Here is a 23,150-nt window from a genome sequence, read left to right as displayed (position 1 = left end):
GGGGAGCAGTCAGAGGCAGGCTTGCAGCGCAGCGGGACCTGCTGCGCTGTTTTTGCGTCTGTTGGGATGTGAAAAAGATCTGCCACTATGATGTTGTCCTTAACCCAGAATTGCAAAAATGAAAGTCCATATTATCTATGAAATGAGGCTCTCCGAAGTTGCTTTATTTTCATCTAAAAAGCCTGTACCTAAGCGTATTTGGATTGCAATTGGAGAAATACCTTTAGTCGATGAAGATGATGATTTAGACGAATTCGTTTTAGAGCCGATCTATGAATTCAATCCTGAAACAGGAAAGGAAGAACTAAGCAAACGGTACTTTATGGGGGCTTTTTCGACAGACCATATGCTAAAAGTTCGAAATTCTCATGAAGTAATCAAGCTGATGGATTTTTTAGAAGGAGGGGATGAAGGTATCAATTTCGTTAAAAAACTGCATGACATCTTTATTCAATTAGGGCATGAAGTAATTCTAATTGAGACAGTTGACTACTAGAGGGTGATAGCTAAAAAAAGTTTCAGGAACCAAATACGAGTTCCAAAAATGGTTCCTGACACCTTTCATCTCCATCGGAATTTCTTTCGATCTACCCGGCATTCGGTATTGAAGACTTTGGAGCTGAAGATTCCAATAGAGTGAGGCACTTTACTTCGATTCGCATTCTGGATTGCACAGGAGAGGTTCCGATGTTTCACAAGTCTCATATGGATTCATTTAACCACCAGTTTCCTCATGACACACAAGGGTTTGTTCCCCATCCCGGCGATCATTGGCGGGATATGAATTTTGAGCAGGAAGGGCTGGATCCTGATGAGGAGGGGATCTCTGTCGAAGAGCACGACCGCCGCGTGGCCTATCTCAATTCCACCTGGTGGCCGGAGGTGCTGAAGCGTGTGGAGGAGGAGAAGGAACGCCTGGAAACGGAGCACGGGGAAACCTTCATCCAACATTGGAAGCACGTATTGGAAGTGCCGTCGTCCCACCCCCACGGCTTCGGTGTCGGCAATCAAGACACCGGGATCGACGACTAGGGATATTGGTTTTCGGCGTGATAATGAGGTCAATGGCATTAGCCCAGTAAGTCTTCACCGCGGCCCGACATCCGTTCTGCCGAGTTACATCGTCCGATGACAATTAACTTGATGGTTATACTCTGTGAAACCGTCAGGGAAGTGGCTCAAGATCGATCTGTTTATCGCAGAAGAAGTTCCAAATCAGGTCGCTGAGTTTTTAATGGAGCAAGTTCGTTTACATTGATGCTCGCTGGGATGATGAGCGTTTTCAGATCCGGAAGCATTCGCAACTGATTCAAACCCGCTGCGGTGATTTTGGTATCATGAATGTCCAGGACTTCCAGACTCCACATGGCAGTCAGTTCTGAGAGACCGGCGTCGGTAATTGGATTTCCCCACAGTGACATTCTTTTGATATCCTTCAGAATCCCAATTTCATCGAGTTGTTGATCAGTGATTCCGGTCTCTGCCAGATAGAGTCGATCAATATTTCCAGCCCAGCGAAGTTGTTTGATGAGGTCGTCGGTGACGGGATGACCTTCGAGATGCACGTAGGTGATCCCGCTGAATTGAGCCTGTTTGATTTTCGCTCCTGCGGCTTTCAGTTGCTCGGAAATCTCTTTGAGCCGTTTTGTGGGGTCGTGATACTTTTGCGGTTTTGCCTTGGGGGTTGGGGCGAGATTGGGGATGTCGCGCTGTGGTAACTTTTGTAGTTCTGCTTTCAGGTTCAAGTCGTCCGCAAGCGATTGAGTGAGTGCTTTGCCGACCGCCTTCGGCCTGGTGATCGAATCAGTGAAGTCGGCTTCGTAACTGACTTGTGGCGTTCCCGGGACTCGACTTGTTGCGCGGCGTAATCCACCGGGCGATCCGTTCACGAATCCGGATTTCGTTTTAATCAGCCAATCTTCAGAGCCGTAAAAGAGGAACAATTCTGCCTCCAGATCACCAGTCAGGGTCTGTTCAAAGCCGACAGAATCACTGACAGTCTCCACCGATTGACGTGGAGGTCCTGGTGAACCTGCGATGAGAAGTTGACCGGGGTGAAAGAGAATTTTCGACCACTGGCTCAACGAAGTCGCGCGCGAGCAAAGGGTCTCATTTTCTTCCAGATCGAAGAAGCTCAGCTTGCCGCGACTCGGAAGGTATCCGGCAATGCTGCCATTCCTGTTCCATAAGAGATGTTGCCCGGGTAAGTCGGCGCGGTTTTGTTCGAGATCGTCAATTGCCAGTAAAGAAGTCGTGTATTGCATAGTCGAACCGTTGGCTGGCAATTTGTTTCTGATCCACTTGCAGGAAGTTGCTGAAATCAAATTCCCTGACGGATTAACGTCGCCGACTCCGATCCCCGAATCAGGAAACATCCTCGTTTGCAGCGACCCTCCAGTCATGGCATCGATTACTCTGATCTCGTCAATGCCGGCACTTCCATCGTTTCCTGGTGTCAGTGCAGCGACGATTTTCGATTCATCTGAGTTCCAACCGGCGTAGATGACTGCTTTACTCGATCTGGCATAGTCTCGTTCAATTTTACCAGTCTGAAGATTCCAGATGAGGATCCCTCCTCCGTTTCCGTCATACCAGTCTCCCGTTGAGATGAGCACGTGTTTCCCCTCTTTCGAAAACTGAGCAGACGTGAATGCCCCTTCAAAGTAAGAGTCTCCTTTTTTTCTTTGCAGTGATTGCAGGACCTCGCCTGAGGTCAGGTCCATGATTCTTAATTCATTATCCTGAAGAAGTACTTTGTCTTCAGTTGGATGAAAAGAGCCATAGTCGATATTCTTCAAATGATATTTCAACTCCCCCTGTTTCAGATCCCAGATTGCACTCGGTTGCCCGGGATCCCCCCAGCCTGATTTGCCTGTCAGCAGCCAGCGACCTGAGGGCGAGAATGCCAGGGGAAGATGGTATGCTGCCGCAAACAACGACGTCTGGGTGGGGATCTCAATCGTAGGAGAATCCGGTAACGGTCCGTGCAGGCTTATGGTTTTCTGCTTCGAATCAACGTGCAACCGCCAATGATTCCTTGTGACCCACCAGCGATTGTCTGTTGATGACTGATAGGTCGGCCATTTCTCTTTGGGAGGGGCTTTTTCATGTCGATCCAAGGGCCAGAGTTCAACTTTTCCCTGGGGGTAATTCAGCAAAATCTCATCATTCACAAAGGATGCATCAAGTGCAGTTCGTGGAATAGAGAGCAAGGGAAATACGGACGCTGTCTCCCAGACGATCACGCGCGGTGTGTACCAGAATTCGCCTGATCCGATGGTGAGAAATTTGCTGCCATCGTCGTTGAACTCAACGGTGTGAATTCTATTGGGAGAACAGAACCGTTGTTGTACTTTCCCTGTTCTTAAATTCCAGAGAATTCCAATGTTACCAGAACCTGCTAACAAAAATTGTTGATCAGGTGAGATCTTCGCTGTGCTGATTTCTCCCTCTGTCGGAAATTCGTTGAGAATTTCGCCTGTTTCCAGATTCCAGACACGAATCGTTTCTGGTCCGCAGGAAGCGACGAAAACTGGCTGCCCGTCGTTGATCAACAGGATGTTGGAATAATTTGAGAATTTATACCTGGTGAGGTCGATATCGCGAATGACTTCTCCATTCTGCTTATTCAACAGCCTCACCATCTCTGATGACTTCAATAACAAGCGACCGTTTTGCAAGAACCTTGCAGAGAAATTTCTTGTATTGAACGGATACTGCCGCAACGCCAGTCCCGTTTTGACATCCCACAAAACAGCACTTGCCTGATGTCTCGTCAGCAGATGTCCTGATTCAGGGTCATAGTCGTCAACACGATCGGCAGATGTAAGGCCCCATTGCTGAATGAAGAGTTCCTGTTCCTCAGCGCAAGAATTCCTTGTAAAAGTGGCGATGAACAAAATTAAGCTGATTTCCAGAGTACGATTCCAGGAAAGCATCTCACACTCCATGAAAAATAAATGTAGTGCCATGTCGAGCTTGAAATCTCATATGACAATTTATATCCGCTGCTCTATTGATGAATTTTGGGGTGATGGCGATCACGGGAGTGCGACAACAGAGCACATAACCACACTCCCAGCCCTTAATTTCAAACTTGACGAAGCACCAGATTGAGATCCATTCCTTGTTGGTGCGCAATGCTCAATGAGGTTCCTGACGCATACCCATTCTCTGGACAGAAAATGTGACAGGAACCAGATCGGGCTTTCGAACATTGCTTTCGCAATCTATCTCCCTTCAGCTTAGCAATATTCAGCTACAGGCGAGAGTTTCTTTTTTGTAAAATGGTTCTTTTGATTTTTGGTGCTGGCTGGGATTCCCTTGGGAGTCTGTATTGCAGTCACAGTCGCCAGGCGGGCGGACACATGGGGCCGCACCCTACGGTTTGGGGTGGGTGGCCGGTTGTGGATTGATCGATTGAGCTGCGACTTCCTGCTCGCTGCGCTCGGCCCGGGTTTCATTCGGGGTGAGCCGATTCTGGATTTGGGTGCGTGCTGGCGATCATCGTTTCAACCGGGGCTAACGCCCTGCGGCTAATTGGTTTTTATTGCAGTCCGGGTTCCTGACAAGACGGAGGGCAGGATTGCTTCGGCTGCTGTTCATTTCCGGTTTGGCGAGAAACAGTGCTTGCTGTTTGTTGATATGTTGTGTGATCTTGCTGAAGGGCGTGTGGGGGTCAAGGGGAATTGTGCTTTGATTCTGATTTGAAAGGGGGGGAGTTGCTGGTGAGTGTCGCGCGAAATGCTCTGAAAGTGCTCCGAAATGATTTGAAAATCTACGAGACATCGGGAACCGGTTCCGTTTGTGCTGGTGAAAAACTGGAAAAATCGACGCCGATTCAGGTGAATCTGAGTCACTGGTGCGTCGTGTTCCAGTGCTCGCATCGTCCGCCTCGCGCGCGAAGCACAATTGCGATAAATTACGGTTCGGGAAGAGCCGATCAAGGTCAAACTGTTCAGGGAAATGGAACAGAAGGGAACTGGAAATCGTGAGGTTGTTCTCAAGCCGACTGACGGGGACGCCTAACGGACGTCCCTTTGGTAGAGGGGTTCGCTGATGCCGGTGGCTTCGTCGACGGACCAGGGGAGCCAGGTGAAGGCGACTTCGTTGATCATCAGGTCGGATTTGCGGGGGCGGACGAGGTACTCTTCGATTTCGAGGTCCTCGGGACGGATGGGGGCTTCGAGCTCATCCAGTTCCTGCTGGAACTCGGCCTCGAGTTCCTCGTATTTCTGCTGCTGGACTTTGAGGGCTTCCTGGGCGCGTTCGATGTCGTCGTATTCCTTCGCGGCGCGACCGACGCTGCGGGCCGCGGTGGAGGCTTTGCGGACGTTCGTCGCGCTGGCGATTTTACGACCCATGATGGCTCCGAAGATGGTGGTGCCGATGGAGAGGAAGGAGCTCATTTTTTTGTCGCTGTACTGGGACTCTTCGCGGGCAACGCGTTCTTCGGCTGTGCGAATGCGGTTCTGGATGGTCTCGAGTTTGGAAGCGTATTTCGCGCGGAGTTTTTCGATCTGCAGATCGCGTTCTTCGCGCAGGAGCAATTTGAGCCGGGCGCGGAAGTCGGCTTCGGTTTCGTCCGGATCGGAGTAGAGTTTGGGATCGCCGCTGAACCAGAGTTTCAGCGGTCGTTCCTGGTAGAGGTAGTTTTTCAGATCTTTTTCCCAGGTGCCGTATTGCTTGTTGCGAGTCAGGGCGGTGTCGACGCCGGCGAAACGGGCCTGATCTGCGGGCTGGTCCTGGTAGTCGAGATCGCCGACGGGGATGGGGGTAGCCTCTTCCCAGAGGCTCTCGGGGACATCGCCGGTGAGGGAGATCAACAGAGCGACATCCTGCCAGAGATCGACTTTCGATTTGGCATCCGCATAGCGGAGCTTCGCCAGGCCGAGTACGCCGGGCCGGTAGACCAGTCTGCTCCCCTGGGGGAGCATGCTGGAGGCCCGGAAGACGCGTTGTTTGATGTCGGGGGGATCAACGGTGGCTGATCGGGCTCGGCGGCTACTGTGGGTTCGGTGGCGCGCGGGGCGCTGGTGACCGTGGTTAACGTTTCGTCGGCGAGCGCCTGCTTGCGGGGATCCATGAGGGTCTGGATCTGTGTGCGTGTCAGGGGGCCACGGAGGTACGAGAGGGCCCAGCGGGTGTGGAAGACGACGGGGGCATCTTCATGAACGTTGTGCAGCAGGAAGACGCGGCTACCGAGGTCGGAGAGGATGGCTTCCATCTGCTGACGGTGGAACTGGCTGCCTGCGGTTCCCGAGGCGCTTTCCAGTCCGTCCAGGACGCGGGCCTTGTCCCGCTCGGTCTGCAGGCGACCGATGAACCAGGTACCTGTATTGGAGAGCCCTTTGTAGTCGAGGTCGACCGGGTTCTGGGTGGAGAGGACGACGCCCAGTCCGAAGGCGCGGGCCTGTTTGAGCAGGGTCAGCATGGGCGTTTTGGAAGGAGGATTGGCGGTCGGGGGGAAGTAGCCGTAGACTTCGTCCATGTAGAGGATGGCGCGGAGGCTGGACGTTCCCGACTGGCTGCGGACCCAGGCCAGAACTTCGTTGAGCAGGACGGTGACGAAGAACATCCGCTCTGAGTCCGAGAGGTGGGCGATGGAGAGGATCGAGATGCGTGGCTTGCCTGCGCGGGTCGTCAGCAGGTTGGCGATGTTGAGTGCTTCGCCCTGCATCCAGGCTTCGAAGCCGGGGGAGGCGAGCAGGTTGTTCAACTGCAGGGAGAGAGCCATCCGGTCTTTAGCCGGGTAGAAGGTTTCCAGGTCGAGGAAGCCGATCTTGTCGAAGGGGGGCGCCTGGATTTCCTGAATCAGGCTGGCGACCGAGAGGTTGCGTTTCTCTTTCCAGGCCTGGTTGAGCAGATTGGAGATCAGAATATGTTCGCGGCTGTTGATCGGGTCGGCATCGATTTTGAGCAGGGCCAGCAGTCCGGAGACGGCGGAGAGGATCCGATCCCGCAGGGCGTCGCTGTCGTTCAGGACCGCATCGCTGGGCGCGTCGAACGATTTGAGGACCGAGATGGGGAGGCCGGCGCTGCTGCCCGGGGTGTAGATGGCCATGTCGACGGCGTCACGGAGCCGAGCGATGCGATCGGCGTCCTGCTGCCAGTCGGCGAGGCCTTTCTTCCAGAGGTCTGCGGTTGCGCGGGCGTATTCATCGGGTGTCTTTCCTTTGCGGACCGCTTCGCTTTCTTCGATCCAGGGACGGAAGTCGGCTGGTTTCAGATCGGGGAAGTTGAGCAGCAGGTTGCCGAGGTCCCCCTTGGGGTCGATGGCGATCACGGGGATGTCATCGATGGCGGCTTCTTCGAGCAGCGAGAGACAGAGGCCCGTCTTACCACTGCCCGTCATGCCAACACAGACCGCGTGGGTCGTGAGGTCTTTGCTGTCGTAGAGGACGAGGTTGTCGGTGAGCGACCCGGTGGGGAGATCGTATTCTTTACCGAGGTAGAAGGCGCCTAGTTTCTCATAGGGTTGGTCAGTCATGGCACACCGTGATGGGCAACGGGAAGTGAAATCGGGAAGGCTCGCTGTTCCAGGGAGCTCTGATTGTTAATAGGGTAGCAGGCAGCGATCGAGAAATCACGTTTTGTCCGTGAACTTCTCAGAAAATGCAGCCTGCTCGGGTGCTTCTTCATCGGAGACGACAGAGAAACATTCCGAGACCTCTGTGGGGATGCGGCAGGGGGAGAGGGACTGGTAATTCACGAAGGCCCAGTTGGTCTCGGCCCGGACGAGCAGTTCGGAATCAGCGGGACGGATGATGCGATATTTGCGCAGGGATTTGACTTTCTGCAGATTAGAAATCCAGGTTTGCACGACAATTTCCTGATCGACGAACGCGGGCTGCAGGTATTCGATGAAGTGACTGCGGGCGACCCAGCCGATTCCCTGTTCGCGGTAGCGTCGGGCGGGCCAGCCGTTGGCTCCAGAGTGGGCGACAGCGGCGTCCTGCAGCCATTTGAGGTAAACGACATTGTTGACGTGGCCCAGTCCGTCGATTTCATCATTGGTCACCAAATGATGGTATTCATAAATACGATGCATGGAATTTCTATCCCGGAATATGGTATGGTATCAGCAGAGATGAACTGAAATGCTGTTGGACGGGTTTATCGAAATACTGATCAACAGTGTAATTGAAATCAACAAGAATGGAATCGGAGTTCCATGAATAATTCTGCGTCACTCCCGCTGGTAATTGGTTTAGGTGAATTACTCTGGGATTGTTTTGGTGATGACCGCCGTCCGGGCGGGGCTCCTGCGAATGTCGCATTTCAGGCTAATCAACTGGGATGCAGGGGGACCGTGGTCACGCGCGTCGGCCAGGATGATCTGGGGCGGGAACTGCTCGATTTTCTCAAAAAACAACAGCTCTCCACGGATTACGTGCAGGTCGATGAGAACTACCCGACCGGCACGGTGACGGTGGAGTTTACCGACGCCAACGATCCGCAGTATACGATTCACGAACAGGTCGCCTGGGATCATCTTGACTTTACCGCTCCGCTGGCGACACTGATGGGCAACGCCCGCGCCGTCTGCTTCGGAACACTGGCACAGCGCGAAGCCGACTCGCGAGAGGCGATTCATCAGTGCCTGGCAGCGACCAGCGATGACTGCCTGGTGGTCTATGATATCAATCTCAGGCAGAAGTATTACGACCGGGACTGGATCGAGCGATCACTCAAAGCGGCCCGCGTCGTCAAGCTAAACCAGGATGAGGTCGAGGTTCTGTCAGAATTATTGGGAGTCTCTCAAGACGACCTGCAGAAGTTCGCGGATCAGCTGCAGGCAGATTACGGAGTCGAGGCGATCTGTATTACCCGTGGCTCACAGGGATGCCTGATCTACGCGGGAGGCGAAGTCTATGATATTCCGGGGACACCGGTTGAAGTGGCTGATGCGGTGGGAGCCGGCGATGCATTTACCGCTGCTCTGATTTCGCGACGCCTGCTGGGCTGGCCCTGGGATCGGGCAGCATTGTTTGCCAATCGTGTGGGAGGCCTGGTGGCCAGTCAATCCGGGGCGATGCCGGTGTTGCGGGATGAGTTCGAGCAACTCAGCCGAGAAATCAAAAACAGTTAAGAGAGCTTAATCAGTTTCATTTTGTTGAATTCAGTCAGATAAACTTAAGGAAAGATTTGATGTTACGTATCACCCTCTTCGCGTTATGCCTGTTGCTGCCCTGTCTGGTGGGATGTACCAGTGAAACTCCCACGGCCGGCGATGCCGAAGTTCCCGAAGCAGCTGGCGAAAAGCCGGTAACCTCGGATGCCGAAAACTTTCAGGTTCTCTTAAACACCACCAAAGGTGACATCCTGCTGGAAGTACATCCCGCCTGGTCACCTCGTGGGGCAGAGCGGTTCAAGAAGCTGGTCGAAGAAGGCTTTTACAACGATGTGGCTTTCTTTCGCGTGATCGACGGCTTCATGGCCCAGGTGGGGATTCAGGGTGATCCCGCCGTGCATGCGAAGTGGGCCGATAACAATATTCCGGATGATCCCGTGATTGAGTCGAACAAACGCGGGTATGTCTCGTTTGCGAAAACCGGACTGCCGGATTCCCGTTCCACCCAGTTCTTCATCAACTTTGGTGATAACTCCAATCTGGACAACATGGGCTTTTCTCCTTTCGCGAAGGTGGTCAAAGGCATGGATGTCGTCGATTCACTTTACAATGGATACGGTGAAGGGGCTCCCGGAGGAGCAGGTCCCGATCAGATGCGGCTTCGTGCTCAGGGAAATGCATACCTGAAACAGGAATACCCGATGCTGGACTACATCAAAAAGGCGACCGTTGTCGGCGAGAAGCGGGCTGAGGGAGAAGCGAAGCCCGAAGCTGAGAAAGCGGAAGCTGAAAAACCAGCCGAGAAAGAAGCGGCAGAAAAACAGCCTGAAACAAAGGCTGAGGAAAAGCCCGCGGAGAAAAAAGAAGCAGCAGCCAAACCGGAGAAAGAGGCTGCTGAAAAGAAAGAATAGTGTTCCGACGGCTCAGTCGTTGACCGGCATCCGGACAAAGGGAGAGCGGATACAGGTAAGCTGTTCCAGCTCCCGGCTGGCTGCCTGGAAACGACCTTCGGTGGTCTGGTGAGTCATGATGACCAGAGGCACAATCGGATAGCTTTCATTTGGATCGACTTCCGGTGCCTCATGCTGGACCAGGCTGGCGATGCTGATTTCATGATCGCCCAGCACGTTCGTAATATCTGCCAGAACGTGCGGGCGGTCTTCTACATTCAGCCGCAGGAAGTAGCGACGTGAAATCTCTTCACGCGGCATGATCTTGATATCGTGCCGGGGATTCCACAAGTCGAGCCTGGGGAATGTGAGTGCAGCCCGTCCGACGGCGACATCGATCAGATTCGCGACCACTGCGGAGGCTGTTGCCATCTGTCCGGCTCCCATCCCGGAGAGCCAGATCTTGCCGACCGCATCGCCTTCGAGGGCGATTTTGTTGTAGGCGTCTTCGACATGGGCCAGTGGATTGTCGTTGCGGATCAGAGTCGGCTGGGCATGCATTTCCAGTTGACCGTCGATCAGATTGGCGACCGCCAGCAGTTTGACGGTGTAGCCGAGTTCGTCGGCGTATTTCAGGTCTGCCAGGGACAGCGTATCGATTCCCTGTCGCAGGAACTGATCCAGGCTGACCTTGATCCCCAGTGAGAGTTGGACGAGGATCCCCAGTTTCTGGGCTGCATCGGTGCCATCGACGTCCATCGCAGGATCGGCTTCTGCATAGCCGATTTCCTGGGCACTTTTGACGGCGTCATCGTAGCTGACATCGTGGGAAAACATCTGTGTCAGGATGTAGTTGCTGGTACCGTTCAGAATCGCTTCGATGGAAGTGATTTGATTGGCGGACATCGCCTGGGTGACTGTTTCAATCAGAGGAACACCGCCGGCGACGGCTGCTTCAAAGCAGATGCAACGTCCGAGTTCCCGGGCGCGCTGATAAAGGCTTTCCCCTTTTTCGCAGAGCAGGGCTTTGTTCGCCGTGACGACATCTTTACCGCTTTCCAGGGCACGCAGCATGATGTCGTAAGCGGGATCAATTCCCCCCACCAGTTGGATGATGACATCGATGGAATCGTCATTCAGGACGGAGTCAATATCGTCGGTCAGGACACCCTCGGCAAGCTCAATATCGCGAGGACGGGAAAGATCGCGAACGACGGCCCGTTTCAGATGAATCGGCCGCCCGGCACGGGTGGTCATCTGCTCGGCTCGATCCAGAAGAATTTTTGCGACACCGCTACCAACGGTTCCCATGCCAATAATGGCGACGTTTAACGGAGAAGACGACATTCCTGATTCCTGAGGCTTTCTGGTGCGTAGACTTTCAGCGGGGATGTTGATTATTCGTCTCGTAATATAGACGGTTGAGAGAGCCAGTGGAACCATGGCCCGTAAATTCAGCACAAATCGAGCAGAGGAACAGAGGGGATATGTCGATTATGAGGGAACTGGTGACAGGATTTGAGTGCGGGAGAGGCTGGAAAAGCAGGGGCAGGCTAAGGGGCTGGAGCAGAATGATCAGTCACAGTTGATGAGTTCTTTGGTGCCGACAAAATTTTTCCAGCATTCATATTTCGCCTGTTTCACCTGCTGCAGGAGTACCGGATTCCGGCTGGGCTTGGCCGGTTTCTGCAGAAGTTTCATACCGGCCTGGGTCGGGGTGCGGCCCCCCTTTTTGGTGTTACAGCGACGACAGGCACTGACAATGTTTTCCCAGCTCATGCCGCCGCCATGCGAGCGGGGGACGACGTGATCCAGGCTGAGCTGTTTGACGTTGAATTTCTTCTGGCAGTACTGACAGCGATAACTGTCGCGGATAAAAATGTTTCGTCGATTGAACTTGATGGTATTGTTGGGGATGCGGTCATAGCGGAGTAACCGGACGACGCGGGGGACCTGGATTTCGTAATTGACGGTGAGGATCCAGTCTTCAAGTTCGCTGCGTTCGTTGAACTCCGAACGTAATTCGCTGATTTCGATCCAGGAGCTGAAGTCGTAGTTCATGAAGGTGCCGTCTTCGACACTGATGACCTCAGCGATATCTTTGCTGAGCAGGCAGAATGCCCGCTTGGCAGAGATCACGTGCACTGGCGAATAAGTCTTATTGAGCGCCAGTACGCTCGCCTGCATGGCACTCGAGAGCGCCTTCCCGGAAGTTGCTGAAATCATACGCCGCCCACCCTCCAGATCTCTGAGCAAGGTTATGGCAAACTTTAAGGTACTATAAGAACCGAAGCGACTTAAGTAGATTCAACTATTCGAATTGTCGGGAATGATAACCTAACAGATTCCGCAGTCAATTGGAATTTGAGGAATAAACTCAATTAGGCAGGTACGTACCTCTATCGCAGATATTTTATGCAGGAGGGACCCTGGGGTTCAAATACTTTCCCGGGACTGGGCGAATTTTTCGCTGAAATGGCTAAGCCGCTTCATCGGCTTAAAAACGAACTGATGAAGCGGCTATTAAGCCTGTACGAGCTTACTGCAACCAGGAAAGAGGAGCAGTGGCTGGTGGCATTTTGATGAGTTTTACGCAGGAAACATCTTTGTGGCTGGAGACTTCCGCAATGGCTTCGTCAGGAACATCGCCGTCCACGTTCAGCACAGCGATCGCTTCACCACCGGGCTGATTCTGAAGGCGTCCCAGAGCCATGTGGGCGATGTTGACTTTGTGGTTACCGAGCACGGTGCCGATGTATCCGATCAGGCCGGGTACGTCATTGTGACGGTAGATCAACAGATTACCATCGAGATAGCCATCGAGGTAGAACTCGTCCAGCTTGGTGAGACGCAGGAAGTCCTGGCCGAAGATAGTACCGGCGGCGGAAAACTTGCCATCCTCAGTCTCAACGGTAGCAGAGATCAGGGTGGAAAGCGTGCCGACTTCGGTAGACTTGTCCTCGGAAATGTCGATGCCCCGATCTTTGGCGAAGACGGTGGCATTCACGATGTTGATTTCGGCTTCGAATGAATGTGAGAGCAGGCCGGCAGTAAAGCTGGATGTGATCAGCTTGGTCTGCTTCTCGGCGACTTCGCCCCGGTACTGAAGCTGTACCTTTTTGAGGCTGCCTGAGGTCTGCTGTGACAGGAACATTCCCAGGCGATGTCCCAGTTCGATGTGCGGCTTGAGGTCCGCCATTTCTGCACCGGAGACTGGAATCATGTTGATGGCGTGCCGGATTTCGTTCTTCGTCAGGAAGTCGGTGATGATCTCGGCTGCTTCCAGGGCAACCATCTCCTGAGCTTCGTCTGTCGAAGCACCCAGGTGAGGTGTGGCCAGCATGTTGGGAGCGTCGATCAGGCGACGGTTTTCCGGCGGCTCCTGGGTGAATACGTCGCAGGCAGCGCCGGCAACTTTGCCGGATTCCAGAGCATCTGCCAGATCGTCTTCGTTGATGATTCCACCGCGGGCACAGTTGATGATTCTCACTCCGGGACGCATCGTGGCGATCCGCTCGGCGTTGATCAGGTCACGGGTTTCGTCAGTCAGCGGAGTGTGCACGGTCAGGAAGTCACAGTGTTTGACGATTTCATCGACTTCCTTGTAAAGCTCGATGCCGTACTCGGCAGCACGTTCGGCTGACATAAACGGATCGTAGCCGATGACTTTCATTTCCAGTCCCTGGGCCCGCTGGGCGACAGAGAGACCGATGCGACCCAGACCGATGACGGCCAGAGTCTTGCCGGCGACCTGGGTTCCAGTCAGTTTTTTACGTTCCCACTTGCCTTCTTTCATGGTGGCATAAGCGGGACCGATGTTCCGGGCGAGGGCCATCATCAGGGCGATGGTCTGCTCGGCGGTACTGGTGGTGTTTCCGGCGGGGGTATTCATGACGATGATGCCCTCGCGAGTCGCAGCGACGCGGTCGATGTTATCGACACCGACGCCGGCCCGGACGATGGCTTTCAGACGGGGCTGCCCCTGGAGAATCTCTTCAGTCAGCTTGGTGGCACTGCGAATGATGATACCATCAGCGGACTTGAGTGCTTCCCGTACTTCTTCCGGCGAGAGGCCGGAACGAACGTCAACTTCGATTTCCGGGTTGTCTTCGAGGATTTTGAGACCAGCTGGCGAAAGATTGTCCGTGATCAGGACTCGGTACATGGAATTCACTCACTTATTCAAAATAAGGGATACAGGGCAGGGGAGTTACAATAATCCCCTCATGATACAGAGGTATCGTCCCTTAGCATAGTTCGCCAAAAAATAGCGCCAAGGCAAATGACACTGCAAACTGGGGAATTCAGCAAACAGTTTCAGCACCCCGGGCGTCTGATCCGTTTCTCTGTAACTGAAGCTGCAATTTCCTGCTGAAAAGCAGATAACCGGCTTCAAAACGGGTATGATATTCTGTGCACATTTTACCGTTGGTTATCCGAATTACTATTTTTGAGAATACATCGAAGAAGTGACATATGAGACGTACTATCCTCAAGATCCTCGTTGTCGTTCTCCTGATCTCCCTGCCGGTAATTTTGCATCAGACCTACCGCTGGATGACCGCCTTACCCGATCGTATTACCATCGCCGCCGGTCACCCGGAAGGGCGTTATTACGGGGTCGCAGAACAGCTCAAAGCAAGGTTGCAGGAACAGTTACCGATTGAAGTCGAAATCCTGCAGACAGAGGGTTCGCTGGAGAATATGAAGTTGCTGAGATCAGGCAAAGCCGATCTGGGATTTTACCAGCCGGGGGCTGAGTATGTACTGATCGAACGCAAGCCCGGGCCCGCGGCTCCCAGGCAGGCTGGGCCGGTTGAGACGGACGAAATCTGTTTCATCGCCAATCTGTTTTCCCAGGCCGTGCATGTGATTGTACCCCTCGATTCCGAAGTCAGAAATGTGAATGATCTGAAAGGCAAACGGGTTGCGATCGGGCAGCCGGGCTCAGGCGATCTGGCTGCCAGTTTGCCTTTGCTGGAGCATCTCCAACTGGCCCTGGATGAAATCAAGCCTGCCTATCTGTCGTACCTCGAGATCGAAGAGGAGTTCGGTGAGAACAAGCTGGATGCCGCTATCGTGACGGTTGGTGTAGAAGCGCCGCTCTTACAGAAACTGCTGCAGACCAGTCAGTATCGTCTGCTCGAAATTCCTTATATCGGTGCCCTGACGCGGAGGGAAACCCAGTTCTATCCGTATGAGATCCCGGCAGGCATGTATTCCCGAAAACAAAGCGTCATCCCCGAGCGGAATCTGCCCACGGTCGCCTGTGGTGCGCTGCTGTTGACCAGGGAATCGGTTTCGGACGATCTGATTACCGAGGTAACAACACAGGTACTGCATCAGAATTTTTCCCGGCAGGTGCATCTGAATGAGCTGTCCGCCAAGGGGCAGACTTTCGCCCGCGAGAACCAGGGGTTTCCGATGCACGACGGGGCAGATCATGTTTACAACCCGGAGCTCAAACCGTTTATGAATTCCGAATTCGTCGAGGCGACCGAAGGGATGCGTTCCTTCATCGTATCCATTCTGATTGCCGGTTACCTGCTGTTCCACTGGTTCCGAAAACGCCGCGAGAAATCGAAAGAACACCGGCTGGACAGCTATATCAGGCAACTGGTTGAGATCGAGAATCAGCAGATGAAATTCGATGGCAATAAACCGCAGGATGGTCCGGCACTCATCGCGTTGCTGGATGACGTAACCAGCCTGAGGCAGCATACGCTGAAACAGTTTTCTGCCCACGAGTTGAATGAGGATCGGGCGACAGATGTCTTTCTGGAAATGTGTCACGCATTGAGTGACAAAATTAACGCCAAACTTTTAGGCTGGAAAATTGACCGGCTGGGTGAGAAGATAAAGGACGATTGAACTCTTTCTCTGATGCCATTTATACAAGGCTACCCGCCCGGAAGTAGACTATGCCGGCTAATGCCAACCTGATTAATGTGTTACTCATGCTGGCGGTCATGTTCGTCGGCTACCTGTTTGTGTTGATCCCGATTCTGATCTATTACGCGATTCAGCACATGCGGTCTCCCCAGCTGATCCTGATGCCCGAAGAGGAAGCCTGCGATTACTATACCGGTAAATGCGGCTCGGAATCGGAGTGGGCCCGCTCCCGCCAGTTTCGGGAAGCCGGCGTTTATCGCTGGCAGCAGAATTTTATTCTGGTGTGGGAACACGTCGAGAGTGCCACCTATTTTCAGGTGACTCTCTCTCCTTACGGGCGGTTCCACAATTTCACAACCCTGTTTGTGGATGACTATTCACTGCTGACTGCCAATGACCGGGAGTCACTGATTTTTCCCGCGCCGCCCCGCCGTTTCGTGCAGTCATTCGGCATCGAACAGATCGAGCCCCTGTATGAGAAGCATTCGTCAGCGGTTGAAGATCTGATCCGGATCAAACATCTGGAACTGTCTCACGAGTTTCCGGAGTTTGAAGAATCCTATCTGGCGAGCATGCAGCGCCAGCACGAGCACGTGCGGTCAGTGATGTTTTATCCGGTGCGCGGAATCTGGTGGTATCACATCGATCGGCGGTCTCGGTTTAACCGTCCCATCGATCTGCAGCAGGCGGTGCTGGACAACTGAAGTCGTTGTGAATTACTTGCTGAGTTCCCAGAGACCACGGTGAATGATCCAGCCTTCCTTGCGTTTTTTTCGTTCGAAGCTGGTCTGGAAATCCATATCGTGTTCCGGGAGTTTTTCCTCGGGAGCTTCCCGTTTGATGAACTGGGGTGCGTGATCCATCAGGTTAACGACCCGTTCGTAGTATTCTTCGACGTCCGTCCAGAAGTGCAACTCTCCGCCATTCTTTAATGCTTTGGTGACCCGTTCCACAAACACGTCGGTAAAAATCCGGCGTTTGTGGTGGCGCTTCTTCCACCAGGGATCGGGAAAGTAAACATGTACTTCGGAAATAGAAGAGTCGGGGATGAACTTGTCGAAAGCAACCCTCGCATCTCCCCCCAGCACACGAGCATTGGGACGCTCGGATTTCAGTAACCGGGTTGCAGCGCGGCGCCCCTCGCGGTAGTCGATCTCCATTCCCAGAAAGTTTTTCTCCGGGTGCTCACCGCTGGAATTGAACAGAAACAGACCGCGGCCGGCACCTACGTCCAGAACTACCGGATTATCATTGCCAAAAAAAGCAGCCCAGTCGAAAGGGCCTTCCAGGTCTTCAAGAGTCTGAAAATAGGGTTTGAGGTCTTTGGTCGGTTTCGAACGCGTCATCATGGATTCGTTGTGCTATCGCAGGTGAAGTAAGGGAAATTATTTCTGGTTTGCACACTGTAGAATAGATGGCATGTTGTGTAAATTATCAGCAGAGCCGCAAACGCTGTTTTTGGAGAGATCTGCATGTTTCCCGAGTTTTTGATCCAGTCTGCTGAGGAAGTTAAATCAGCTCTCTCCCGTTACGACCGAAAACTCGTCCTGGCAGAGAGTTGTACCGGCGGACTGGTGGCCACGCTGATGACCAGCCTGCCGGGGATTTCTGACTATTTCTGTGGCTCAGCCGTGGTCTATCGCTGGGATACCAAAATGAAGTGGCTGGGAGTACAGGCGGAGACGCTGAACCAGTTTACCGATGTCAGTCGCGAGACGGCCCGGGAAATGGCTTTGGGTGTCCTGCAGGAAACTCCCGAAGCGAGTCTCTCCGCAGCGATCACGGGGCATCTGGGACCTGGTGCCCCGGAGTCTCAGGATGGGCTTGTCTGTATTGGTATCGCCCGACGGACTTCCAGTGATCTTGCGGTGCCGCCGGAACTGGTGTCTGTCGAGGCGTTGCAAAGTGATGCGCTGATCGCGAGTGGACCGGTGCAGAATCATCCCGCAGACGGGCTCACATTACGTCAACGCCGTCAGCTGGCAGCCGCCGATCAGATGCTGAAACTGATCGCCAAAGCACTGGAAAGCTGAAGGATAAGCCTGATGGAGTGCCTGTCGGCAGATTCGGAATAATCGTCAAGGTTTAACTCTTCGGAAATCTTGCCCCGGTTTGGTCACGCGTTACAGCCGGCACTTCCGTCACGATCTTCATGACAGGTGCGATATTCTGTACTTCCCTTTACACCGGTGCAACGTGAATAACCGAACTATTCATAAAGCCGTGAGTTGTCGTTGCAGGTGGCTTACCTGTTACATTCGCTACGAGCGAGAACCGGACAGGAATCCCAGCGACAGCTTGAACTGACTCTCAAAATATCTCAGTCATTCGTGCTCACGAGACGGCTAACCTGAACTAATCGCTCTCGACTCTATTTATTCGAGGATTTCAACATGAAGCGCTGCAGTATTTGGGCCGCAGTTCTTTCAGCGTCTGTTGCTGTTCCATTTGCCGGTTGTACTCATATGCCCACAGCCATGCTCCCAGCCTCCGCGAAGGCCAAGGTCCTGGACAGCAAGATGGAGGTCGCTCAGAATCTGGAAAACAAAAAAGAATTAAAAAAGGCGAAGGAAACCTACGAAGACATCTTCGAGGCGGATCCCAAACGGGCATTGGCGTGTCACCGCCTTGCGATCGTAAGTTATCGCGTGGGTGAGCGGGAAGAAGCCCTGGAATACTTCAAAAAGGCAGAAGCACTGACACCGGAGAATCCGGAACTGTTGAGTGACTACGGCTATGCTCTGTACAAGATGAAAAAGCTGAACGAAGCCGAAAAGGTTCTGCAGAGATCCGTCAAGCTGGAGCCGGACAACGAACGCGCCGTGACGCGTCTGGCCACGGTTCTGGGAACCCAGGGGAAAATGCACGAGAGCTATACACAGCTGTGTAAAATCAGCACCCCCGCCGAAGCCCACGAGATCGTCGCTCATCTGCACGCTCAGCGTGGTGAAAAACGTGAAGCCCTGGAACGCTATCAGCGATCACTGGCTATGAGCCGGATGGCGGCTGGTGAAAGCGGCGGCCTGAAACCGGGTTCTGCTGAATTCAAACAGAATGAAAAACTGCTGAAACGCGTGCAGATGAATATTGCACAGTTGTCTGCAGACCCTGCATTGAAGTCGGCTAAACCGGATGTGCAGATGGCTCAGCATTCGCGATCTGATACTGCCAAATCCAAACTGGAAACCGCGAGTGCAGAACAGAACACGTTTCGTAAAGTTGAAGTCGCTCAAAAAACAACACCAAAACAGAAGCCGGCTCCGAAAGCGGAACCGACCAGAGAAGATTTCGAGCCCAAAACCGAAGTGGCTGCGACCAATGATTCTCCTTTCCGGAAGATTCGTGATCGCATCGGTAAAGGATCTGCTAAACAGAAAGTTGAAAACCCGTTCCTGACCGACCCGAGTCTGAGCGAGCCTGCATTTGAGCAGGAATCAATGGAAGTCGCCGAGGTGAAATCGGAAAAGACACCGATGAAATCTCAGGTAGACGACTCAGTACAAAAACGGGAACAGGCAGGTTCCAGACTGAATGAGATTCTGGCCCAGGCTGAAAATCGTTCCCAGCCCGAAGAGGAAGTCTCCTTCAGAAGACTGACTGACGAAGCGGTCGCCCAGATGGAATCCGCGAGTCAAGCAGAACGGCAACCGGTTCGTAAACCTGAAGTCCGGGAAACACAGGTCGCCCGTGCGACTGAAAAACCGGCTAAAACTGAGCCCGCGCAGAAACGTTCCGCTTACGAGCTGATGCGGGACCTGCAGACAGAGTTAATCGCTGATTTCACACCGGCTGATGAGCAACGGGTACAGGTTACACCAGATTTCCGACAGGTCGCACAAAGCGAAATGCCACGGGACACACAGAATCCTTTTGAGCATCAGCAGCGTGGAGCTGTCAGCAATTCGCCTTTTGAGGATGCTGAAGTGGCTCAGATCGGAACCTGGAATCCCGTCGATCCGAAATCAAAATCGGAACAGGGAAAAATCAGTACGGTTTCCCGGCAGATCGAAGTTGAGCCGGTACAGCCCAGCCAGAAGCCGATGGTACAGAACGTGAGCCTCAGCCAGCCTAAGCGGGAAATCGTACCTCCCAATTCGGCAGCCGCGCTCTGTCCCAATGCCAGCGGTGAAGTCCTGTACCTGGTCAAACAGTTGGATTCCAGCGATGTGCCCGAACTGAAACAGGCAGTCCAGCGACTGGGGGCGATGGAAGCAGAAGCAATCGCTTCGGTTCCTGCTCTGCGTTCTCTGTCACTGCATGAGAATATGGGCGTGCGGATTCAAAGCGCATTCGCATTATGGAGAATCGAAGGGAATACGGATGATTCCGTGCCGACTTTGATTGAAGCCATGAATTCCCAGGTGGAAAGTGATCGTTCGTTTGCGGCAGCGGTGCTGTCACAGATTGGTCATCAGTCACAGGAACTGACACCGATTCTGGTTCGCTCACTCTCGGACAGCAATCCTTACGTTCGCCTGCATACAGCTGAACTGCTGGCCCGGAGTCCGGACTGGAAATATCAGGCTCATAAGACACTGTCAGACTGCCTGATGTCTAAAGATGTCAACATCCGTTGGCTGGCCTGCTACAGCCTGGCTGATCTGCAACCGGAAGATGACCGTGTCGTAGCGGCCCTCTCACTGGCTCTGCAGGATAAAGCAAGTCAGGTGCGTGCGGGAGCCGCTTATGCACTGGGAGAGATTGGGCCCTTCGCTCACAAATCAATTCCAGAACTGCAGAAAGCACGGTTTGATACGAACTCAGACGTACGGACCGCAGCCCGTAATGCCTTGACCCGGGTAAGCCATCGGATCAATGCTCCTTCAGCCAACTGATTGAGTATGTACTAAAAAGCTCCAAACGGTTTCAGATTCGCGAAAGCAATCTGGAACCGTTTTTTTTATGCTCGTCTGAAACCAGAGTTCAGCGATTCTGGCATGTGGTCAGTTGAGGCATCTCAGCCTGACGGTCAGCGTTATGCAGGCTACCTGCACTGGCCACGCGCTGAGGCGGGTGGCATTGCGGATTCGTGGTCAGATGGCGTTCCAGACGGCCTTCGAGTGCTTCTTCTTTCTGTTCCAGGATCTGCTGCCGACGTTTCCGCTCGCGGGAATCGGCCAGCGCACCCAGTCCAAAGTATGAGATGACGCCGAAGACGCCCATCATCAGGAACGAACTGTTAGCAGGTACGGACGAAATATTTCCCGTAGCCATACCCAGGATGAAGATACTGATAATCAGGATCGAGGTATGGCTTAACAATGGTCGCCCATTTGCCTGTGATGAAGCTCTTTTTCTAGAATGTGTCATAAGAGATCTCTGTCCCGGGATACTTTGTAAAGGGGAATCAATCTATAATGAGCCTCAACAAATGGCCCTGTTCCCTTGAGAGATGTAGTTCTGCTCATCTAAACTTAGGTCGCGTGTCCGCGGTGGTCAAAAAAAAGTCCTGGATTTAGCCCAAAATCAGGAAATTCCTTTGTCTGCTGTCTGAATTACAGCAAGTATGGGTTCCCTGGCGTTCAGGTCCTTAGAATCCGAACATCTGATGCATTTGTTGCAGGAGTGAAGAGCGTCCGTGAAAATTGCTTTGGCCCAGCTGAACCCGACGGTAGGTGACCTGCGCGGAAACTGTCAGCGAATCTTGGAAGCAGTGCAACGAGCTGAACAGGCCGGCGCTGAACTGGTCCTGTTTTCGGAACTGGTTGTCTGTGGATATCCCCCCAAAGACATCCTGCTGAGAGAAGGTTTCATCGCAGCCTGTGACCGGGCAGTAGAAAAACTGGCACAGGAAATCCCCGTCAATATCGGAGTGATTGTAGGTCATCCGACCGGACGAGGTCTTCCCGGCAGACGCATGGCAAACGCGGCCAGCCTGCTCTATCAGGGAGCTGTCGTGGAACGCGTGCACAAGCTGCTGCTGCCCAATTATGATGTCTTTGATGAACAGCGCTATTTCCGCCATGCCGAGCTGGAGCAGATCTGCCCCGTCACTTTTCGTGGACTCAAATTGGGTCTGCATATCTGCGAAGATGCCTGGTGGGGGCAACCCGATACCTTTTATCATGATCAGCCGGTGCAACTCCCCGATCCGGTTCGAATCCTCGCCGAAGCCGGTTCCGATCTGCTGATCAACATCTCTGCCAGTCCCTTTGAAATCGACAAACGAAAACGACGGCAGCAAATCATTCAGTCGCATGTGGATCGTTACTCAATCCCTTACCTGTTCGTCAACCAGGTGGGGGGCAACGATGATCTGGTCTTTGACGGGCACAGCTTCGTCCTCGATCAGAACAGTCAGCTTCAGTTACAGATGGCCGGCTTCAAAGAAGATCTGCAGCTGTTTGATACTGAGGCGGCCGTTGAATCGCCTCTCGAAATTTCACCCCTGTCCCGTGAAGAGCAGTTGTTCGATGCCCTGGTGCTGGGTCTGCGGGATTATATGCAGAAGTGTGGATTCACCGATTGCGTTCTCGGCCTTTCGGGAGGTATCGACAGCGCCCTGGCCGCAGCGGTCGCAGCCGAGGCCATCGGCCCGCAGCACGTGCATGGTCTGCTGCTCCCCAGTCGATACAGTAGCGATCACAGTGTGGTGGATTCACTGGCACTGGCAGAGAACCTGGGCATCGATTATGAAACCGTTCCCATTGATTCAGTGCATCAGGCATTTGAGAATCTGCCTGTTATCGGTGATGATTTACGCGAAGCACCTGCAGGGCTGGCAGATCAGAATCTGCAGGCGCGTATCCGCGGAGCCAATGTGATGGTTCGCAGCAATCAACATGGCTGGATGGCTTTAGCGACCGGTAACAAGAGCGAACTGGCCATGGGATACTGCACGCTGTATGGCGACATGGCCGGAGGTTTCGCCGTACTCTGTGATGTGCTGAAATGCGATGTCTACCTGGTTTCGCGTTATGTTAACCAGCGTGCCGGCCGCATTGTGATTCCGGAGAACATTCTGGATAAGGCACCCAGTGCAGAGCTGGCACCGAATCAGGTCGATCAGGATTCACTACCACCTTATGATGTTCTGGACGGGATTCTGAAAGGTTTGATCGAAGACGAACGTTCCGTGCGGAGCCTGTCGGAGCAGTATCCACGTGAGACCGTTCAATGGGTTGCCAACCGCCTGGATCGGAATGAATTTAAACGTCGACAGATGCCACCCGGCATCAAACTGTCAGCCCGGGCATTCGGATCAGGTCGTCGCATGCCGATGGCGGCTCGCTTTCACTGGGATGAAGAGTAAGTACTGAAGCATCAATGGATTTCAATTCGCTGGTTAGTTGGGG

General features: G+C 53.4%; 18 protein-coding genes. 9 read left to right on the top strand and 9 right to left on the bottom strand.

Going from position 1 to position 23,150, the window contains the following annotated elements:
- The first annotated feature begins 118 nt into the window (after positions 1–118).
- Both F1728_RS12270 and F1728_RS12265 read left to right on the top strand, forming a co-directional pair.
- Positions 119–496, top strand: a complete 378-nt coding sequence (locus F1728_RS12270; RefSeq protein ID WP_155364345.1) for a hypothetical protein — start codon at positions 119–121, stop codon at positions 494–496.
- 191 nt (positions 497–687) lie between these two features.
- A complete protein-coding gene (locus F1728_RS12265) occupies positions 688–1,032 on the top strand; it encodes a hypothetical protein (protein WP_155364344.1) in 345 nt (114 codons plus the stop codon).
- Between the two features lie 161 nt (positions 1,033–1,193).
- On the opposite strand, the gene F1728_RS12260 is transcribed toward F1728_RS12265, so the two are convergent.
- The 4 genes from F1728_RS12260 to F1728_RS12245 form a co-directional block, all read right to left on the bottom strand.
- Positions 1,194–3,632, bottom strand: a complete 2,439-nt coding sequence (locus F1728_RS12260; protein WP_155364343.1) for a hypothetical protein — start codon at positions 3,630–3,632, stop codon at positions 1,194–1,196.
- A gap of 1,392 nt (positions 3,633–5,024) precedes the next feature.
- A complete protein-coding gene (locus F1728_RS31620) occupies positions 5,025–5,936 on the bottom strand; it encodes a hypothetical protein (protein WP_155364342.1) in 912 nt (303 codons plus the stop codon).
- Positions 5,822–7,489: an ATP-binding protein gene (locus F1728_RS12250; RefSeq protein WP_155364341.1), complete on the bottom strand. Its 1,668-nt coding sequence runs from the start codon at positions 7,487–7,489 to the stop codon at positions 5,822–5,824. The genes F1728_RS31620 and F1728_RS12250 overlap by 115 nt, the downstream gene beginning before the upstream one ends.
- Before the next feature lie 96 nt (positions 7,490–7,585).
- Positions 7,586–8,050: an acyl-CoA thioesterase gene (locus F1728_RS12245; RefSeq protein WP_155364340.1), complete on the bottom strand. Its 465-nt coding sequence runs from the start codon at positions 8,048–8,050 to the stop codon at positions 7,586–7,588.
- A gap of 123 nt (positions 8,051–8,173) precedes the next feature.
- On the opposite strand from F1728_RS12245, the gene F1728_RS12240 reads away from it, so the two are divergent.
- Positions 8,174–9,091: a carbohydrate kinase family protein gene (locus tag F1728_RS12240; protein ID WP_155364339.1), complete on the top strand. Its 918-nt coding sequence runs from the start codon at positions 8,174–8,176 to the stop codon at positions 9,089–9,091.
- A 59-nt stretch (positions 9,092–9,150) separates the two neighbouring features.
- Positions 9,151–9,984, top strand: coding sequence for a peptidylprolyl isomerase (locus F1728_RS12235; protein WP_155364338.1), 834 nt, complete (start codon positions 9,151–9,153; stop codon positions 9,982–9,984).
- Between the two features lie 12 nt (positions 9,985–9,996).
- Here F1728_RS12235 and F1728_RS12230 read toward each other — a convergent pair whose 3' ends face one another.
- The 3 genes from F1728_RS12230 to serA all read right to left on the bottom strand — a co-directional run bounded on the left by F1728_RS12230 (position 9,997) and on the right by serA (position 14,128).
- A complete protein-coding gene (locus tag F1728_RS12230) occupies positions 9,997–11,310 on the bottom strand; it encodes a homoserine dehydrogenase (protein ID WP_155364337.1) in 1,314 nt (437 codons plus the stop codon).
- A 228-nt stretch (positions 11,311–11,538) separates the two neighbouring features.
- Positions 11,539–12,189, bottom strand: coding sequence for an HNH endonuclease (locus F1728_RS12225; protein WP_145036094.1), 651 nt, complete (start codon positions 12,187–12,189; stop codon positions 11,539–11,541).
- A gap of 313 nt (positions 12,190–12,502) precedes the next feature.
- Positions 12,503–14,128, bottom strand: coding sequence for a phosphoglycerate dehydrogenase (serA, locus tag F1728_RS12220; RefSeq protein ID WP_155364336.1), 1,626 nt, complete (start codon positions 14,126–14,128; stop codon positions 12,503–12,505).
- Positions 14,129–14,439: 311 nt separating this feature from the next.
- On the opposite strand from serA, the gene F1728_RS12215 reads away from it, so the two are divergent.
- Both F1728_RS12215 and F1728_RS12210 read left to right on the top strand, forming a co-directional pair.
- The gene (locus tag F1728_RS12215) at positions 14,440–15,834 is read left to right on the top strand and encodes a TAXI family TRAP transporter solute-binding subunit (RefSeq protein ID WP_155364335.1); all 1,395 of its coding nucleotides are present in this window, start codon (positions 14,440–14,442) and stop codon (positions 15,832–15,834) included.
- A 50-nt stretch (positions 15,835–15,884) separates the two neighbouring features.
- Positions 15,885–16,559 (top strand): hypothetical protein, encoded by a 675-nt coding sequence (locus F1728_RS12210; protein ID WP_155364334.1) that lies wholly within the window; start codon positions 15,885–15,887, stop codon positions 16,557–16,559.
- Positions 16,560–16,571: 12 nt separating this feature from the next.
- Here F1728_RS12210 and trmB read toward each other — a convergent pair whose 3' ends face one another.
- Positions 16,572–17,204: a tRNA (guanosine(46)-N7)-methyltransferase TrmB gene (gene trmB, locus F1728_RS12205; protein ID WP_228030698.1), complete on the bottom strand. Its 633-nt coding sequence runs from the start codon at positions 17,202–17,204 to the stop codon at positions 16,572–16,574.
- Positions 17,205–17,327: 123 nt separating this feature from the next.
- Here trmB and F1728_RS12200 point away from each other — a divergent pair, with 123 nt between their 5' ends.
- Both F1728_RS12200 and F1728_RS12195 read left to right on the top strand, forming a co-directional pair.
- Positions 17,328–17,888 (top strand): CinA family protein, encoded by a 561-nt coding sequence (locus tag F1728_RS12200; protein WP_155364333.1) that lies wholly within the window; start codon positions 17,328–17,330, stop codon positions 17,886–17,888.
- A gap of 432 nt (positions 17,889–18,320) precedes the next feature.
- A complete protein-coding gene (locus tag F1728_RS12195) occupies positions 18,321–20,690 on the top strand; it encodes a HEAT repeat domain-containing protein (protein ID WP_194242791.1) in 2,370 nt (789 codons plus the stop codon).
- Positions 20,691–20,778: 88 nt separating this feature from the next.
- Here the strand turns inward: F1728_RS12195 and F1728_RS12190 are convergent, their stop codons facing one another.
- Complete coding sequence (locus F1728_RS12190; protein WP_155364331.1) at positions 20,779–21,117, bottom strand: hypothetical protein; 339 nt, start codon at positions 21,115–21,117, stop codon at positions 20,779–20,781.
- Between the two features lie 316 nt (positions 21,118–21,433).
- Between F1728_RS12190 and F1728_RS12185 the strand changes: the two genes are divergently transcribed.
- The gene (locus F1728_RS12185) at positions 21,434–23,107 is read left to right on the top strand and encodes an NAD+ synthase (RefSeq protein ID WP_155364330.1); all 1,674 of its coding nucleotides are present in this window, start codon (positions 21,434–21,436) and stop codon (positions 23,105–23,107) included.
- Positions 23,108–23,150: the final 43 nt, after the last annotated feature.

The sequence above is a fragment of the Gimesia benthica genome (assembly GCF_009720525.1).
GTDB lineage: Bacteria > Planctomycetota > Planctomycetia > Planctomycetales > Planctomycetaceae > Gimesia > Gimesia benthica.
Note: the sequence above shows the minus strand (reverse complement) of the source record. Positions and strands in the feature narration are given on the sequence as shown.

Excerpts from the sequence above, each read along its gene's own strand:
- F1728_RS12230 (WP_155364337.1), bottom strand. The coding sequence starts at position 11,310 with ATGTCGTCTTCTCCGTTAAACGTCGCCATTATTGGCATGGGAACCGTT.
- F1728_RS12240 (WP_155364339.1), top strand. The coding sequence starts at position 8,174 with ATGAATAATTCTGCGTCACTCCCGCTGGTAATTGGTTTAGGTGAATTA.
- F1728_RS12245 (WP_155364340.1), bottom strand. The coding sequence starts at position 8,050 with ATGCATCGTATTTATGAATACCATCATTTGGTGACCAATGATGAAATC.
- serA (WP_155364336.1), bottom strand. The coding sequence starts at position 14,128 with ATGTACCGAGTCCTGATCACGGACAATCTTTCGCCAGCTGGTCTCAAA.
- F1728_RS12265 (WP_155364344.1), top strand. The coding sequence starts at position 688 with ATGTTTCACAAGTCTCATATGGATTCATTTAACCACCAGTTTCCTCAT.
- F1728_RS12195 (WP_194242791.1), top strand. The coding sequence starts at position 18,321 with ATGCCCACAGCCATGCTCCCAGCCTCCGCGAAGGCCAAGGTCCTGGAC.
- trmB (WP_228030698.1), bottom strand. The coding sequence starts at position 17,204 with ATGATGACGCGTTCGAAACCGACCAAAGACCTCAAACCCTATTTTCAG.
- F1728_RS12270 (WP_155364345.1), top strand. The coding sequence starts at position 119 with ATGAAAGTCCATATTATCTATGAAATGAGGCTCTCCGAAGTTGCTTTA.
- F1728_RS12235 (WP_155364338.1), top strand. The coding sequence starts at position 9,151 with ATGTTACGTATCACCCTCTTCGCGTTATGCCTGTTGCTGCCCTGTCTG.
- F1728_RS12200 (WP_155364333.1), top strand. The coding sequence starts at position 17,328 with ATGTTTCCCGAGTTTTTGATCCAGTCTGCTGAGGAAGTTAAATCAGCT.
- F1728_RS12215 (WP_155364335.1), top strand. The coding sequence starts at position 14,440 with ATGAGACGTACTATCCTCAAGATCCTCGTTGTCGTTCTCCTGATCTCC.
- F1728_RS12250 (WP_155364341.1), bottom strand. The coding sequence starts at position 7,489 with ATGACTGACCAACCCTATGAGAAACTAGGCGCCTTCTACCTCGGTAAA.
- F1728_RS12210 (WP_155364334.1), top strand. The coding sequence starts at position 15,885 with ATGCCGGCTAATGCCAACCTGATTAATGTGTTACTCATGCTGGCGGTC.
- F1728_RS31620 (WP_155364342.1), bottom strand. The coding sequence starts at position 5,936 with ATGCTCCCCCAGGGGAGCAGACTGGTCTACCGGCCCGGCGTACTCGGC.
- F1728_RS12225 (WP_145036094.1), bottom strand. The coding sequence starts at position 12,189 with ATGATTTCAGCAACTTCCGGGAAGGCGCTCTCGAGTGCCATGCAGGCG.